The following is a 14,193-nucleotide window of genomic DNA, read 5'->3' as shown; positions in this document are numbered from 1 at the left end:
CTGCAAGACATGGTCAACAGACATCCTTTACTCAATAAAAATTTGGTCTTACTCATTGTTTGCCAAGGTCTGTTCCTAACCAACAATGTCACCTTTATTGCCATTAACGGCTTGGTAGGCCTCAGTCTTGCGCCAGCAAGTTGGATGGCAACCCTACCTGTCATGGGCTATGTGGTTGGAGGCGCTTTTTCAACCTCTATTGTGGCTAAATCCCAAAATTATTTCGGCCGCAAGATCTCTTTTCAGTTAGGCCTACTTGTTGCCGTGCTATCCGCCCTCTTATGCGCCTATGCTGCCCTTAGCCATAATTTTTGGCTCTTGATCGCAGGAACCTTTATTGCCGGCTATTACAGTGCCAATGGTCAGCTTTATCGCTTTGCTGCTGGAGAGCTCACCGAGCTTAAGCAACGCGATAAGGCTATTTCTTGGGTATTGGCTGGTGGCATCCTAGGAGCGGTTATTGGACCCAATCTAGCGTCCTGGACAAGAAACCTATTCGATACCCCTTTTTTGGGAGCCTACCTCACGCTCTCCATTGCCGCATTAATTGGCATCTTTGTCATGCAGTTCATTCACTTTCCCCGCGAATCGAAGACCGAGCATTCGCTTTCTGATGGTCGTCCGCTTAAAGAAATTCTGAAGCAACCTGTTTTTGTGGTTGCCATTATCGGCGCCGCCTTGGGATATGGGGTCATGAATCTCCTAATGGCCGCTACACCACTAGCGATGCAAGTATGCGGGCTACCATTCTCTGATACTGCCTTAGTGCTTGAATGGCATGTGATTGGGATGTTTGCCCCTGGATTTTTTACAGGATCATTAATACAGCGGTTTGGCACGCTCAGAATTATGTCAGTCGGCGTTTTACTCAATTTCACCTGTATTGCAATCGCACTAACTGGGACCAATCTTCATCAGTTCTTTATGGCTTTATTTTTACTCGGTGTCGGCTGGAATTTCTTATTTACTGGTGCCACCTCATTAGCAATCAATGCCTACAAACCAAATGAGCGAGATAAGGCGCAAGCTGCAATTAACTTTTGCGTCTTTGCAACGATGGCATTTACCTCTTTTGGGTCTGGAGCACTGGTTACCTCTCAAGGCTGGAGCATTCTGAATTGGGGCTCTCTTATTCCAGTGATAATAAGTGGGCTAGCAATTTTCTGGCTCGCACAGCATCACAAAAAGTCACAAGCATCAATCTAGGAAGTTTTTGCAAGCGGTAGGTTGAATAGCAGGTTTTGGGGTTTTAACTTCAACTGATTTTGTTCATTCATAGCAATTGCCATGTATACAGGCTTACCGCTTTGCGCTTGAGTTGCCGCCGCCTCATCAAGAAAGTCCAAGCGAAACAAACAAATCACCCTCTCCAACTCATCTTGCTCAACTAGCTCTTTGTTGTATAGCTTATTGAGTATCTGAGTGGCTGACGCATCTAGGCCAACATGCCATGACCACTTGGGATCAATAATCTGTTGCATCGGTGTAATGCGTACGACAACACCTAAGAAATGGTTTATCCATTTTTCTAAGACACGACAAAAATGATTAATAGGCTCATGACCAAAATTCAATTGGACGGCTAAATCAAAATCTTCATTTCGACCCCAGTATTGCTCTGCATTTTCTTCATAAATAACGTCTAGATCAGCCGAACGCATTTTCATCGATTTACCCTTCAGTAAATCCATAATGTTTCCAGCATCCCCAGCTTGCGCATTGCGGGCAACTACCTCTTCATCAGCACCCATCACAATGCCATCCTCTATGACACTAATCTTCTGGGTTCTAAAAAATAGCTCGCTCATGCGTACTTCTAAAGGATGCGCCTTATCCCCAAGAATATGTCTTACAAAAATTTGGGCTAACTGAGATACAAATAAGGGCGGGACATCAACGCCAGCACCTTTAAATAAACTCATATAAAAAGCCTCTAATGAGCTTGCTGATAACAGGCGTGATCGATAACGCAACCAGACACGATAGTTTTCCTGAGTATCCTCGTCAGCCATGCCCTTAATTTCGTCTTCACTTACGTCAGATCGAGGGCTTTCAACTAGACGTTGATGCAAGGCACGTTCAACCGAACAAGACTCAGGCACTAACTTAAGCTCTGGTCTCTCCATATAAGTTCGCAAAAAGTCGTCCGTGACCAGCAATTGGTTGTCAGGGCTAATTGCTAGGGAGTTGTATCCAGAATTTACCCAATAGTTTGTCATGTGCTTTAGCTTTAGTTGGTTTGCCATCAATGTTTCAGGGCTCAGAATATACTAGCCACTCAATTTGCGTGAAATAGGAAAAAATCATGAGCGAACTTAAGAAAATCGATACTGTAGTTGGGGACGGAAAAGAAGCAACGGCTGGAAATCATGTAGACGTTCATTACACAGGATGGCTCTATGATGAAAATGCACCCGAACATAAAGGGCAGAAATTTGACAGCTCATTAGACCGTGGTCAACTCTTCAGCTTTCCCTTGGGCGCCGGACATGTTATTAAGGGTTGGGATGAAGGCGTAGCTGGTATGAAAATTGGTGGTAAGCGAACACTCATCATTCCTTCAGAAATGGGCTATGGACCGCGTGGCGCTGGTGGCGTAATACCTCCTAATGCCACCCTAGTATTTGATGTGGAATTACATGGCGTTAACTAATCACAATACCTATAACTGATTGCCAATTACAGCAAAACAAAAGCCACCCTAGGGTGGCTTTTATATTAATTGACTACGAAACTTTAAATCTTAAGAACGAATGTCTTTGCCATTTAAAGTTAAGCGATTGGTAGAACGATTTTGGCACAAGCCAATTAAGCGATTTCTTTCAGCCATCACCTTATCTGAATATCCACCATCATCATCTGCATTCGCTGCGCCAACATAGTATTTCAAACCATTACGCAATGAACCAGCTGTGGCAATTAAATATTTCAAGATATAGGCGCCAACACGAATGTTCACTTCGGGTTTAGTAGCCTCTGTAGTTCCACCAAAGATTGCATATTTATCTTTATGTACAGAAGTCATCACTTGCATGAGACCCTCGGCACCTGCATGGCTCTTAGTATTTGGGTTGAAATTTGACTCTACAGCTATCACCGCTAATAAAAGCACTGGATCAATATTGACTTCTTTTGCAATCAAAATAGTTTTAGATACATATTCTTCTATCTTGGCACGATCAAGGTTGTATTTTTTTTCGTAGAAATCAGCGACAGCCCGTTGATTCTGAATAGACCCCATTAAATTGCTATCTAAAGCCTGAGGATCTATCTTGGAAGTAGGGATGCGATCAGATAAGTGTGAAATGGATTTCACTTGCAATTGAGCAACTGAAGGCATCAGCAAGGCGACTGTTTGCTGTTTGGCGCTCTCAAAGCCGGCGGCATTTGCCACTTTAGACTTGTTATAGATCACCGCCGCAATATCGTTATCCGCGGTTTGAGCCGCAGCCTCATGGGCCTCTGAAGATTGATTGAGCATGCCAAAGCCGTTGCTCCAAACAATGTGGCGCGCTTCGTCAGGAACCAAGATACGAGCCAGGTCAAAGGCGCCAGCACCGGTTCCATTACCAGAAAGCCAAAGTCCAACCACCATGAATACAGTAACAACGAGCAAGCCATTGATGACTCGATAGACTGGAGCCATGGCATGGGAAAGCAGTTCTTTGGCGGTCAGCACATTAGGCTGCACACCCTGCATTTCATTCAAATTGTTTGATAGACATTTACTCATTCATTTTTTGCGGAACCACATATAACTAAAATTTAGATATATGTTGCATCGCAATATTTAAAAAACATGGGTCATCCTAAGAAGTTTCTTATATCAAGTCAAGAATATAAGAATGAATATTCATAACTTTTTGATCTATAAATTCGGGAGATCCCTAATAAGAACTTCCCAGTTGGCATATAGTTCAACTAAATCAATAGCTTATAAAAGTTAAGAAGCACTAATTTCACTCTATAAAAAAATGGGTGAAATACGACTTTTTTACGATTTGGAATAAATTTTTCGTCTCCAAAACCATACATCTAGTGTTTTTCAGGGCTTTATTTTCTACGGGTAGTACCGGACGGTCGCAACAAGTCCTACACTTAGAACCCATGAGAATTCTTCAAAAAGTCTTTGCCCTAGTCGCGCTAACCATCTCATTAAATGCCTTTGCACTATTTGATGACTGCAAGGACCTCTTTCCAAACCAGAAAATTCCAAGTAGCTCACAGGTAGGTCGCGACCTCTGCATGGATAGTTTTGCGATCTTGTACTCACCCGAGGATAAGAAGCCCATCTATACAGTGGAGAAGCTAAACAAAGAACAGTTGTCAGCTCCCCACCCACGTAGAAGCAATCAATTCTATGAAGAAGCTAGACTGCCCTTTTCTGAAAGATCCCTGCTATCGGATTACCGCGGCAGTGGGTACGACCGTGGCCATAATGCGCCTGCTGGAGATATGAGTAATGAGCGCTCAATGGCTCAATCCTTCTCTCTAGCCAATATGATGCCCCAAGCAAGACAGAATAATCAGGGCATTTGGGCCAAGAATGTGGAGGAGCCCACGCGGGCATACGTTAAAAGAGCACCTGGAGATGTCTATGTCTTTACAGGCTCTACGGGTAAAGCTGGGAGTATCGGCAAAAGCCAAGTCACTATTCCCAGCCATTTATATAAGCTGGTTTACGATCCAGCCAAAAATCATGCTTGGGCATACTGGATTGAGAATACGAATGAGGCTCGGATGACTCCACCCATCTCCTATGCAGAATTGGTCCAAAAAACAGGAATCGACTTTCAACTTCCGATTGGCAATACCTCAACTGGAGGCACTAACAAAACCTTAGAGCCACCAATAGCAAAAGAGGTAAAGCCTTTGATAGGAGGTTGGTACCCCGTATTTTTTGATGAATATTCAGCCAATAAACTCAATAGTGTCATCAGCAACATCAAGGCAGGTAGAGTTGAAAGCATTCAGATTCAATACGATCGCAATGAAAATTTAGCAAAACAGATTGCCACCCAAATTGAAACTCAAACCAAACTCCAGGTCAGTATCTTACAAAGCAGCCCGCCAGAGTCCACCTCTGTAAGTTACGAACGTAATCGCGTTACTCTCATCGTTCGTTCAAAGTAATTTAGATTTAGCTTGTATTCCATGAGCGCGCTGTATTGGCGCCAATAAACCACGTAAACCATTGTGGTCAAGGGTATGCATCAATTCCAATAGTTGACCGAGCTCGCTCTTGGGAAATCCTTCTCGAGCAAACCATGCCAAGTAATTGCCTGGTAAATCGGCCAACGCATGCCTCGCATATTTTCCAAAGGGCATTTTCATTAAAACCAGTTTTTCCAAGGATTCAGGACTCATTTCTAGAAATCTTACAAGCAAAGGATAAAAAGCTTACAGATTTCGTCATTATTTAAACCATGGTCATTTACATCAGTTGAGAATCATTCTCATTTAATGTTATATTGAGAATCGTTCTCAATTAGAGATTTTTTCAATCCACCTGAAATGACCATGAAATTGACCATTAAAAGACTCGTTGCCTTTAGCATCTTTCTTGTTACCACCCTTCATCTTTCTTTTGCTCATGCTGGAGAGGGGGTATTTGGCTGGATCTATACGCTTGATTTACAGCCAAAAGGTAAGCTTGAATTTGAGCAGCGCCTACAACTAAATCAGCAGCAAGCATCAGGTACATATAACGCCTGGACTGCAAGAACGGAACTTGAATATGGGTTGACCAATGATTTGCAAATCGCTGGGTACATCAATTCCTACTACACGAGCGCAAATCAAAATTACACAAACCCTGAGGCATGCGGTGACTCGCCCACTTGTACGGGCGGTTATGGCGTCCCTTCTTCTCACGATCCTTCTACCCCCTATAGAAAAAGTGGAATCGAAGGCGGCTCTCTAGAGGCAATCTACCGCATCACCAATCCAGTAACTTCGCCAGTGGGAGTGGGCCTCTATCTTGAGCCGACTTGGGGTAGAAACAAAGATGAGATTGAAGCGCGATTATTGCTGCAGTCAAACTTTATTGATGATCGACTTATTCTGGCAGGTAACGTCGTAGTTGCCAATGAGCGCTTGAAGTTTATTGAAAACGGTAATGTACCTGAATCAATGTTGGATTTTTTAATAGGTGCTAGCTATCGATTTGCACCTAAATGGTCTGCGGGTGTAGAGGCTCGGTTTCATAACGACTATTCAGAATTGAATTTACGCAATCAGGTTCAGCGCGCCACCTTCATTGGCCCAAATATGCACTATGCAGCAAAAGATTGGTGGGTCACTGGAGCATGGCGCTACCAACTTGCAGGCGGAACCTGTATGGGCGGTGGCGAAGCAGAGTGCTCGAATGCTCGCGTGTGGGATAGCCACTCCGTGAATGAATTTATTGTCAAAGTTGGCTTCCCTCTGAATTGATTGGAGAACACATATGGAAATTCAGAATTTATTAGTAGGCGCCCTAAGCTATCTGGTTAAGTTTCAATCCACTCAATGCCCATTCGCAAGAGGTAGAGCATTACTACTATTTGAAGCATTGGCTGAACAACAAGACCTGGATCCCAATATTCAAGAACTTTGCTGTGAAGTGAATGAGTTACTCGCTACGTAATTCATTTGCATACTTAATTTCAAACTCTACTGTTTATACCCTATGTACTGGAAACCCAATCCCCTAGCAATTCTTGGTGTGGCAATCATGAGCACACCGATCATTGCTCAAGCAAAAATTTATATTTCTGCAGAGCAAGCTCAGAAAATTCTTTTCCCAAATAAGACACTAAGCAAAAACCCCATCATCATTACCGAAGACCTTCAAGAGAAGATGCGCGTAGCCTCCAGCATTCGCCATGCATTTCAAGGTGAGCGCATCTGGAAAGCATCTGATGGTAGCTGGCTAGTTATTGACGAGGTAATTGGTAAACACGAAATGGTTACTTATGCAGTAGCCCTTAGTCCAGCAGGCGCGATTTTGGGGATTGAAATTCTGGAATACGTTGAATCTTATGGGTATGAGGTAGCAGAACCTCAATGGCGTAAACAATTTGTAGGCAAAACAATCAGCGACCCTATTAAGCTTAACCAGGATATACAAAATATCGGCGGAGCAACGCTTTCGTGTAAGCATATTACTGATGGCGTGAAACGAGTGACAGTCTTATACGACTTGGCTCTAAAAAATACACCCGCCAAAATCATTAGCGGGAAATAAATAACTTATGGTTCGCTGCAAGCCCTTATTGGGCACCTATGTTGAGATCACCATTGATGGACCCGAGAATCAAGCGGCAGTCGATAATGCGTTCAGCGCCATTCAAATAGTTCATGATTTGATGAGCTTTCACAATTCGCAAAGTGAATTAAGTCGCATTAATCAAGAAGCTCATGTTAAAGCGGTAGAAATTCATCCATGGACTGCGCAAGTACTGAAGATTTCCAAAGAGATAAATCAGAAATCCAACGGCCTTTTTGATTGTGGCATCGGTCATCGCCTAGTTGCTGCCGGCCTGCTACCTAATCACATCACGCTTAGCAACCACAATTTAGGGGGTATACAAGATATTCAATTTTTAGCACCCGATCTAATCAGGTCTTCTCGTCCAGTTTGTCTAGATCTTGGTGGTATAGCCAAGGGCTTTGCGGTAGACATGGCAGTCAGAGTATTAATCTCTGAAGGTATACAGTCGGGCGTTGTGAATGCAGGAGGAGACTTAAGAGTATTTGGCGATACATCTCGACAAATTCAGGTTCGCAATCCAATCCTGCCTGATGAGGTCGTTGAAATAGGTTCATTGATCAATGGGGCAATCGCAACAAGTAGTCTTTACTTTGCAAAAAGAGATCAATTGCAAAGCCATATCATTAATCCCATCGCACAACACTCTTCTGAAGCGCATGTTGAAGTACATGAGTCTTTTTCCATTCTTGCTAAAGAATGTGTCTATGCCGATGCACTCACTAAAGTTCTAGCCTTATCTCACAATACTCATCACCCTTGTTTTAAGTACTTTTCGGCGCAAGCATTAAGGATTGCCGCATGAGCCGACTTGGAAAAATGCCTAGCTGGCAAAAATCCTTCGTCCTATATGGCATGATCACCTGCTCCATCACGGGCTTACTTTATTTACTAGGACATCAATTTCAGATCCAATGCGCTATGCTTGGAACTCATCTAGTTTTGGTTGCCCATGGCATTGCAGCAATGCTTGCCACTCTTGCGCTTGGTTCGGTGCTGACTTTTCATATCAAAGCGGGCTATAAGTCAAAGAACAAGTGGATAAGCGGCTTTAGTCAATTAAGCTTCTTGGCGGTGTTAGTTATTTCTGGGGCACTGCTTTACTACGGCCCCGAAGAAATTCGAGATGGAGTCATCGATACCCATTGGATTAGCGGCTTAATTTTTATTGCCATTTTTACAGTTCATATAGCTACAAAATCTCGCAATGGAGACCATCACCTCAAAGGCAATCCAAGGCACTAGTTCAGCTTATCTTCCTATAAAATGAATAATGGCTTTTTCATTATTGCTGGACACTTCTTTAGGTCTATTGTTTGGGCTACCCATGATTACAGCAACTTTTCTTAGTGTTTAAATTTAGCGTTGCTTTCAGCTTAACAATCAAATGAATTAACGATCCATGAAAAAGCCTCTAGCATCTTTGATCTATATTCTTATATTCAGCCTTTTAGGAGTTCTACTGATGTCTCTTACGAAGCCAAATACTTTTCTCTCTAGCTCTATTAGCGCTATATCGGGAACAGTTAGCAACCTGAATAATGAAGTACTAGAGTATGTAAACCCAGAAAAACCTACCCACGACCATTCTTCGGTTTATTACAAACGCTTTTTTATCTCTAAATTTAATCTAGACAATAGAGTCATCGAAGCCAAATTCTCATCGCCAATGAAGATTGCCGATGGCGATCAGGTCACAGTCTCGGGGTACCAGAAAGACAATGCCTTTCAAGTTCTAGCCTATAACAACAAAACCCAAGCAGTGATCAGCAATGAGAATTGGATCGTCCTATTCTTGGGTGCCATCTTCTTCTTTGCCATCGCAATTGGATTGCTGAATAGCGAACTCGTTATTGAAGGTGCGATCATTCCAAAACTTTTTTTATTTGGATTTACTTTAGTTGCCTTATATATGGGTTATCACGCCCTATTAATTCGAGAGGCAATCAAGCTTTTGTCGAGCTAATGAGATTGACACAACTCCCACAAAAAAAGCCCTTATTACTAAGGGCTTTTTGTTGGCTGTAGCTTTATTTACTAATTAGTGACCACCTGCACCACCCAAGTAAGCCGCCTTTACCGCCGGGTCATCCATGAGTTTATTTGCGGGTCCGTGTGTAGCAATCTTGCCGTTCTCAAGAACGTAGCCATAATCAGCCACGTTCAATGCTGCAGCAGCAAACTGCTCAACCAACAACATGGTTACACCTTGTGACTTCAAATTAGAAATAATCTTAAACACTTCCTCAACCAAAATTGGGGCAAGACCCATTGATGGTTCATCCAAGAGAATGATCTCTGGATTTAACATCACAGCACGAGCCATCGCTAGCATTTGCTGTTCACCACCAGATAAGGTTCCAGCCAATTGATTGCGACGCTCTTTGAGGCGTGGGAACATTTCAAGAGACTTTTCTAGGTCACTTTTAATATCGCCTTTAGGGCGGCTACCAGTAAAACGCGGAAAAGCGCCTAAGAGTAAGTTGTCAGTTACAGACATCGTCGTAAATACGCGGCGACCTTCTGGACTATGCGCTAGACCCAAACGAGCGATTTTATGAGAGTCGTAACCATCAATTTTTTCACCGCCTAGAGTGACTTCACCAGCAGTGGGCTTAATCATGCCGGTAATAGCTCGCATAGTAGTAGTTTTGCCTGCACCGTTTGAGCCAATCAAGGTAATCACTTGGCCTTTAGGAACATCAATATTGATGCCATGGAGGACTTTTACCTTACCGTAGCCTGCTTCAAGATTCTTAATAGATAACATGGTATTTACCGATTCAATATGTTCTAGTGATTAAGTACCCAAGTAGGCATGAATCACCTTCTCGTCTGCCTGAACTTCAGCTGGCTTACCTTCTGCAATCTTCTGACCGAAGTCCAATACAGAAACCGTATCGCAAACTGACATCACCACATCCATATGGTGCTCAATCAGGATGAAAGTAATACCGTTGTCGCGGATCTTACGAATGATGCGCAAGAGCTCTTTAATGTCAGGAGCAGTTAAACCTGCAGCTGGCTCATCCAACAAGAGCAGCTCAGGATCCAATGCCAAGGCACGTGCGATTTCGAGCAAGCGTTGCTTACCATATGGCAAGTTACGCGCCTCTTCATTAGCCAAATCATCTAGACCAACGAACTTGAGTAGCGCCATTGCGCGCGCATGCGCGTCAGCCTCTTCTTTCTTATAACGCGGGAGATGTAAGGCAACCTCCAACATATTAGATTTGAAGGTGTGATGCAAGCCAACCAAAATATTTTGGATGGCGGTCATCTCGCCGAAAAGCTGCACGTTTTGGAAAGTACGGGCGATGCCAGATAAAGCAATATCAGAAGACGTCTTACCTACAACGCTTTGGCCAGCGTAAAGAACATTACCAGCCGTCGGAACATAAATACCAGTCAAGACGTTCATCATGGTGCTCTTACCGGAACCGTTAGGACCGATCAGGCCATGAATCGTGCCACGCTTAATACTGAGATCCACATTGTTCAATGCCTTCAGACCACCAAACTGCATCAAAACAGAATCGACTTTTAATAGCTCGGCGCCAGAGTTTGTATTAGAAACAGCGCTGATAAAGCTAATAGAGTCGTCAACTTCTTCATGATCGCCACCACGAGTCGTTTTTGCTTTGCCGATGATCGATTGGTAGAAGCTCTTCGCAAAACCAACGATACCGTTTTGCAAGTAGTAGACCACGAGCAAAATCATGAAGCCGAAAATACTCAAGCGCCAGTCCGAAATACTATTGAGCCAGAATGAGAAAGCAGCTAGACCTACAACACCGGCAATTGGAACGGCTACACGACGTGGGGTTGTGATTTTCTTGGATAAAGCCATTGCTGCACCAACCACCACCACGATTGCAATAATCGAGGCCACGATACGGAACAAGAAGATATCGTCCAACAGTTTTGGTAGCAGCACGATGATGGCAGCACCAATTATCGCACCAAGACGAGACTTTCTACCACCCATAATGATGCCGAGCAAGAAGAGAACTGCTAGTTCATTGTTATAGGTGTTTGGTGAAATATATTGCTCAGAATATGCATATAAACAACCAGCCAAACCAGCAAAGCCAGCGCTAATCACAAACGCGATCACCTTAAAGCGATAGACAGAAACACCCATACAGTCACAAGCAATTGGACTATCACGCAATGCCTCAAATGCGCGACCAATTTGCGACTTCACAAAACGATCTACCACGATCAATGAAATGATGAGAATTGCTGAAACCATCCAGAAGTACTCTGCCTTGGTCATTGGCACGCCCATCAGATCTGGCTTTGGAATCTTGATGCCCAAAGGACCTTCAGTCATCCATGTCATCTCATTAATCAGAATCTGCGCTATCGTTCCAAATGCCAAGGTCACCATCGCTAAATATGGGCCGATAACCTTCAGTGCTGGTAATGCCAAGATTCCGCCAAAGATTGCCGTAATGATGATGGAAGCAGGAATGGTCCCCCAAATAGTCCATCCAAAATGGAAAAAGAGAACACCAGCGGTGTAAGAGCCGATTCCAAATAAAGCGGCGTGACCCAGAGAAACCTGACCCACATAACCCACCACGATATCCAAACCAAATAACAAAATGGTGTAAATCAGAATCGTTTCAACTAAGTGAATGTAATACGGATTGTGAATAAACAAAGGCAGGCAAAAAAGTCCCGCTATCGCAATTAATATAGGTAATAGAGACTTCTTCATCATTAAACTTTCTTAATTGCAGATTTGCCGAAGAGACCAGATGGTTTGTATGCCAATACGAGCAATAGCAAAATCAAACCTGGTACATCTTTGTAACCAGTAGAAATATAGAAACCGGTAGCAGTTTCAACAATACCGAGAATCAAGCCACCCACAATAATTCCGAGACCGCTTGAAAGGCCGCCAATAATCGCTACAGCGAACGCTTTCAAACCAAGAGCGCCACCCATGGTTGCGCCTGTCAAAGTCAAAGGCGCAATAAGTACGCCCGCAAATGCAGCGGTAAGCGAGGAAAGCGCATAAGAGAAGGTAATTACTACGCTGGTATTAATACCCATCAATCCTGCAGCATCGCGATCATTTGCGGTAGCAACCACTGCTTTGCCGTAAATTGTTTTACGGTTGAAGAATTCCACTAACAACATCATCACCAAGGCACCAACAACTACCAAGATTTCCATTGGCAGAATATTCGCGCCTAATAAATTCATTGGCTCCATTGGCAACGGAGATGGGAATGGCAATGCATCGCGTCCCCAGATATTTTCCGCAACGTTTTTGAAAATGATTCCGAGAGCAATCGTGGACATAATCCAGCCGAACTCAGATTTAATTTTGATCGCAGGCCGAACGCCGATTAATTCAACAAAACTACCTTGCAACATACCGAATAAACACACTACGGGAATCATCACCCAATAGTTCATGCCAAAGGTATCTACGCAAGTCAGACCAACGAGTGCGCCCAACATCAGCGCTTCACCTTGTCCGAAGTTTAAAGTGCCAGATGTGGCAAAAGTGAGCTGAAATCCAAAAGCGATGACCGCGTAGATCATCCCTACCGCTATACCGCTCGAAAGGATTTGTGCAAGCATTTCCATGGTGTCTGCCTAAATTTATTTAATACTGTTTTATTAATTAATCCGACATTGTAAGCAAAACGCCGCTTTTTGGGCGGCGCTTTGTATTTACTAATGTTGCAGTGCAAAATTAAAAGGTTTGCCTGCTAAAGCTAGTCTGTTATTTCTTCTTAGCTGTTGCGTCCTCAGCGTTCAAGAATTCAACGCGTCCGTTTTCAACTACGCCCATCACAACATCTTTCATCTTAATAGCATCATGATCAGATGCGGAGAATGGCTTGTTGTAAGTGATAACTACACCATCAACTGGAGTTTTAAGGTCTTGCAGTGCTGCCAAGATCTTTGGTCCTTCGGTACTGTTAGCTTGCTTGATCGCTGCAGCCAAGAGGTATACAGAGTCGTAACCTTGAGCAGCAGAAACTGGAGAAGCGATGTTGTTATTTTTTGGCTTGAACTCTTTCAAGTAAGCTTCTTGGAAAGCTTTACGTTTAGGAGTAGTAGATGGGGACTGAATATATGTTTGTGGCATTGTTGCGCCGTCACCATTCTTACCCGCTGTATCAATAAAGCTAGCCATAGACAATGTCCAGCTACCGATCATTGGCTTTTTCCAACCCAACTTAGCCATACCGTTAGCAATTTGCGCCAACTCAGGCCCAATTGCGTAAGTCAAAATTACCTCAGCACCAGCATTTTTGGCTTTGAGCAATTGTGAAGTCATATCAACGTCACCAATGTTGAATTTCTCAACTGCTACTGGTGTAACGCCATAGGTTTTAAGGGCTTTCTCTAAGTCCTCACGACCCAGCTGACCATAGTTTGTAGAGTCAGCCAAAATTGCCACCTTCTTCAGGCCACGCTTCTCAACAGCCTCTTTAGCAACCAATGGCGCTTGAATATTATCAGGGGCTGCATTACGGAAAACATAGTTCTCTGCTGCGTTAGGGAACTGCTTCGTCAAAATAGAACCAGTGGCAACGTTGTTCATTACTGGGATCTTGGCATCTTGATAGAAACGCTGAGAAGCCAATGCAACGCCGGTATTGATGTAGCCCAAAGTTGCAACCACTTTTTCGTTGTTAATCAACTCTTGCGCAATTTGCACACCGCGCTCATTTTTCGCTTCATCATCGCGCTCGATCAAAACAATCTTGTTGCCATTGATGCCGCCAGCAGCATTAATTTCTTTTGTGGCAAGACGCACACCATCACGCATGCTCACACCCATTGAAGATGAACCACCAGTAAATGGGCCTGAAACACCAAGCTTGATATCGGCAGCGTAAGCGCCTGATGAGAGCATTGCAGTAGCGGCTACTGCAAAAATGTGACGACGAATATTCATAAAGTCTCCA

16 protein-coding genes are annotated in these 14,193 nt (G+C 43.6%); 9 read left to right on the top strand and 7 right to left on the bottom strand.

Going from position 1 to position 14,193, the window contains the following annotated elements; genetic code table 11:
- Positions 1 to 9: 9 nt before the first annotated feature.
- Positions 10 to 1,206: an MFS transporter gene (locus FD973_RS02045; protein WP_215323994.1), complete on the top strand. Its 1,197-nt coding sequence runs from the start codon at positions 10 to 12 to the stop codon at positions 1,204 to 1,206.
- Here FD973_RS02045 and FD973_RS02040 read toward each other — a convergent pair.
- Positions 1,203 to 2,246 carry a DUF6352 family protein gene (locus FD973_RS02040; protein WP_251368806.1) on the bottom strand — a complete coding sequence of 348 codons (1,044 nt, stop codon included), beginning with the start codon at positions 2,244 to 2,246 and terminating at the stop codon, positions 1,203 to 1,205. The two genes, FD973_RS02045 and FD973_RS02040, sit on opposite strands and share 4 nt — an antisense overlap.
- A gap of 59 nt (positions 2,247 to 2,305) precedes the next feature.
- Here FD973_RS02040 and FD973_RS02035 point away from each other — a divergent pair, with 59 nt between their 5' ends.
- Positions 2,306 to 2,653 (top strand): FKBP-type peptidyl-prolyl cis-trans isomerase, encoded by a 348-nt coding sequence (locus tag FD973_RS02035; protein ID WP_215323993.1) that lies wholly within the window; start codon positions 2,306 to 2,308, stop codon positions 2,651 to 2,653.
- 90 nt (positions 2,654 to 2,743) lie between these two features.
- Here FD973_RS02035 and FD973_RS02030 read toward each other — a convergent pair whose 3' ends face one another.
- A complete protein-coding gene (locus FD973_RS02030) occupies positions 2,744 to 3,733 on the bottom strand; it encodes a lytic transglycosylase domain-containing protein (RefSeq protein ID WP_215323992.1) in 990 nt (329 codons plus the stop codon).
- A gap of 374 nt (positions 3,734 to 4,107) precedes the next feature.
- Here FD973_RS02030 and FD973_RS02025 point away from each other — a divergent pair, with 374 nt between their 5' ends.
- A complete protein-coding gene (locus tag FD973_RS02025) occupies positions 4,108 to 5,133 on the top strand; it encodes a DNA/RNA non-specific endonuclease (protein ID WP_215323991.1) in 1,026 nt (341 codons plus the stop codon).
- On the opposite strand, the gene FD973_RS02020 is transcribed toward FD973_RS02025, so the two are convergent.
- Positions 5,125 to 5,367 (bottom strand): DUF3820 family protein, encoded by a 243-nt coding sequence (locus FD973_RS02020; RefSeq protein WP_215323990.1) that lies wholly within the window; start codon positions 5,365 to 5,367, stop codon positions 5,125 to 5,127. The two genes, FD973_RS02025 and FD973_RS02020, sit on opposite strands and share 9 nt — an antisense overlap.
- Positions 5,368 to 5,520: 153 nt before the next feature.
- Between FD973_RS02020 and FD973_RS02015 the strand changes: the two genes are divergently transcribed.
- The 6 genes from FD973_RS02015 to FD973_RS01990 all read left to right on the top strand — a co-directional run bounded on the left by FD973_RS02015 (position 5,521) and on the right by FD973_RS01990 (position 9,218).
- Positions 5,521 to 6,435: a DUF6662 family protein gene (locus FD973_RS02015; RefSeq protein ID WP_215323989.1), complete on the top strand. Its 915-nt coding sequence runs from the start codon at positions 5,521 to 5,523 to the stop codon at positions 6,433 to 6,435.
- A gap of 13 nt (positions 6,436 to 6,448) precedes the next feature.
- Positions 6,449 to 6,628, top strand: a complete 180-nt coding sequence (locus FD973_RS02010) for a hypothetical protein (protein ID WP_215323988.1) — start codon at positions 6,449 to 6,451, stop codon at positions 6,626 to 6,628.
- Positions 6,629 to 6,670: 42 nt separating this feature from the next.
- Complete coding sequence (locus tag FD973_RS02005) at positions 6,671 to 7,228, top strand: FMN-binding protein (RefSeq protein ID WP_215323987.1); 558 nt, start codon at positions 6,671 to 6,673, stop codon at positions 7,226 to 7,228.
- Between the two features lie 7 nt (positions 7,229 to 7,235).
- Positions 7,236 to 8,057: an FAD:protein FMN transferase gene (locus FD973_RS02000; RefSeq protein WP_215323986.1), complete on the top strand. Its 822-nt coding sequence runs from the start codon at positions 7,236 to 7,238 to the stop codon at positions 8,055 to 8,057.
- Entirely contained in the window at positions 8,054 to 8,497 is a 444-nt protein-coding gene (locus tag FD973_RS01995) for a hypothetical protein (protein WP_215323985.1), read from the top strand. Before FD973_RS02000 ends, FD973_RS01995 begins: the two co-directional genes overlap by 4 nt.
- A 220-nt stretch (positions 8,498 to 8,717) precedes the next feature.
- Complete coding sequence (locus FD973_RS01990) at positions 8,718 to 9,218, top strand: hypothetical protein (RefSeq protein ID WP_215323984.1); 501 nt, start codon at positions 8,718 to 8,720, stop codon at positions 9,216 to 9,218.
- Positions 9,219 to 9,293: 75 nt separating this feature from the next.
- Here the strand turns inward: FD973_RS01990 and FD973_RS01985 are convergent, their stop codons facing one another.
- From FD973_RS01985 to FD973_RS01970, 4 genes are all read right to left on the bottom strand, one after another.
- Positions 9,294 to 10,022, bottom strand: coding sequence for an ABC transporter ATP-binding protein (locus FD973_RS01985; protein ID WP_215323983.1), 729 nt, complete (start codon positions 10,020 to 10,022; stop codon positions 9,294 to 9,296).
- A 30-nt stretch (positions 10,023 to 10,052) separates the two neighbouring features.
- The gene (locus tag FD973_RS01980; protein ID WP_215323982.1) at positions 10,053 to 11,981 is read right to left on the bottom strand and encodes an ATP-binding cassette domain-containing protein; all 1,929 of its coding nucleotides are present in this window, start codon (positions 11,979 to 11,981) and stop codon (positions 10,053 to 10,055) included.
- Positions 11,981 to 12,859 (bottom strand): branched-chain amino acid ABC transporter permease, encoded by an 879-nt coding sequence (locus FD973_RS01975; RefSeq protein WP_215323981.1) that lies wholly within the window; start codon positions 12,857 to 12,859, stop codon positions 11,981 to 11,983. The genes FD973_RS01980 and FD973_RS01975 overlap by 1 nt, the downstream gene beginning before the upstream one ends.
- A gap of 139 nt (positions 12,860 to 12,998) precedes the next feature.
- On the bottom strand, positions 12,999 to 14,183 hold the full coding sequence (locus FD973_RS01970; RefSeq protein ID WP_215323980.1) for an ABC transporter substrate-binding protein: 1,185 nt from the start codon (positions 14,181 to 14,183) through the stop codon (positions 12,999 to 13,001).
- Positions 14,184 to 14,193 lie beyond the last annotated feature (10 nt).

Origin of the sequence: Polynucleobacter sp. MWH-Braz-FAM2G, assembly GCF_018687635.1 — a bacterium.
Lineage (GTDB): Bacteria > Pseudomonadota > Gammaproteobacteria > Burkholderiales > Burkholderiaceae > Polynucleobacter.
This window is presented reverse-complemented; position numbering and strand designations above follow the sequence as displayed.

Bases quoted from the DNA above. Each gene is read 5' to 3' on its own strand.
- FD973_RS02045 (WP_215323994.1), top strand. From the start codon at position 10: ATGGTCAACAGACATCCTTTACTCAATAAAAATTTGGTCTTACTCATT.
- FD973_RS02040 (WP_251368806.1), bottom strand. From the start codon at position 2,246: ATGGCAAACCAACTAAAGCTAAAGCACATGACAAACTATTGGGTAAAT.
- FD973_RS02035 (WP_215323993.1), top strand. From the start codon at position 2,306: ATGAGCGAACTTAAGAAAATCGATACTGTAGTTGGGGACGGAAAAGAA.
- FD973_RS02030 (WP_215323992.1), bottom strand. From the start codon at position 3,733: ATGAGTAAATGTCTATCAAACAATTTGAATGAAATGCAGGGTGTGCAG.
- FD973_RS02025 (WP_215323991.1), top strand. From the start codon at position 4,108: ATGAGAATTCTTCAAAAAGTCTTTGCCCTAGTCGCGCTAACCATCTCA.
- FD973_RS02020 (WP_215323990.1), bottom strand. From the start codon at position 5,367: ATGAGTCCTGAATCCTTGGAAAAACTGGTTTTAATGAAAATGCCCTTT.
- FD973_RS02015 (WP_215323989.1), top strand. From the start codon at position 5,521: ATGAAATTGACCATTAAAAGACTCGTTGCCTTTAGCATCTTTCTTGTT.
- FD973_RS02010 (WP_215323988.1), top strand. From the start codon at position 6,449: ATGGAAATTCAGAATTTATTAGTAGGCGCCCTAAGCTATCTGGTTAAG.
- FD973_RS02005 (WP_215323987.1), top strand. From the start codon at position 6,671: ATGTACTGGAAACCCAATCCCCTAGCAATTCTTGGTGTGGCAATCATG.
- FD973_RS02000 (WP_215323986.1), top strand. From the start codon at position 7,236: ATGGTTCGCTGCAAGCCCTTATTGGGCACCTATGTTGAGATCACCATT.
- FD973_RS01995 (WP_215323985.1), top strand. From the start codon at position 8,054: ATGAGCCGACTTGGAAAAATGCCTAGCTGGCAAAAATCCTTCGTCCTA.
- FD973_RS01990 (WP_215323984.1), top strand. From the start codon at position 8,718: ATGTCTCTTACGAAGCCAAATACTTTTCTCTCTAGCTCTATTAGCGCT.
- FD973_RS01985 (WP_215323983.1), bottom strand. From the start codon at position 10,022: ATGTTATCTATTAAGAATCTTGAAGCAGGCTACGGTAAGGTAAAAGTC.
- FD973_RS01980 (WP_215323982.1), bottom strand. From the start codon at position 11,981: ATGATGAAGAAGTCTCTATTACCTATATTAATTGCGATAGCGGGACTT.
- FD973_RS01975 (WP_215323981.1), bottom strand. From the start codon at position 12,859: ATGGAAATGCTTGCACAAATCCTTTCGAGCGGTATAGCGGTAGGGATG.
- FD973_RS01970 (WP_215323980.1), bottom strand. From the start codon at position 14,183: ATGAATATTCGTCGTCACATTTTTGCAGTAGCCGCTACTGCAATGCTC.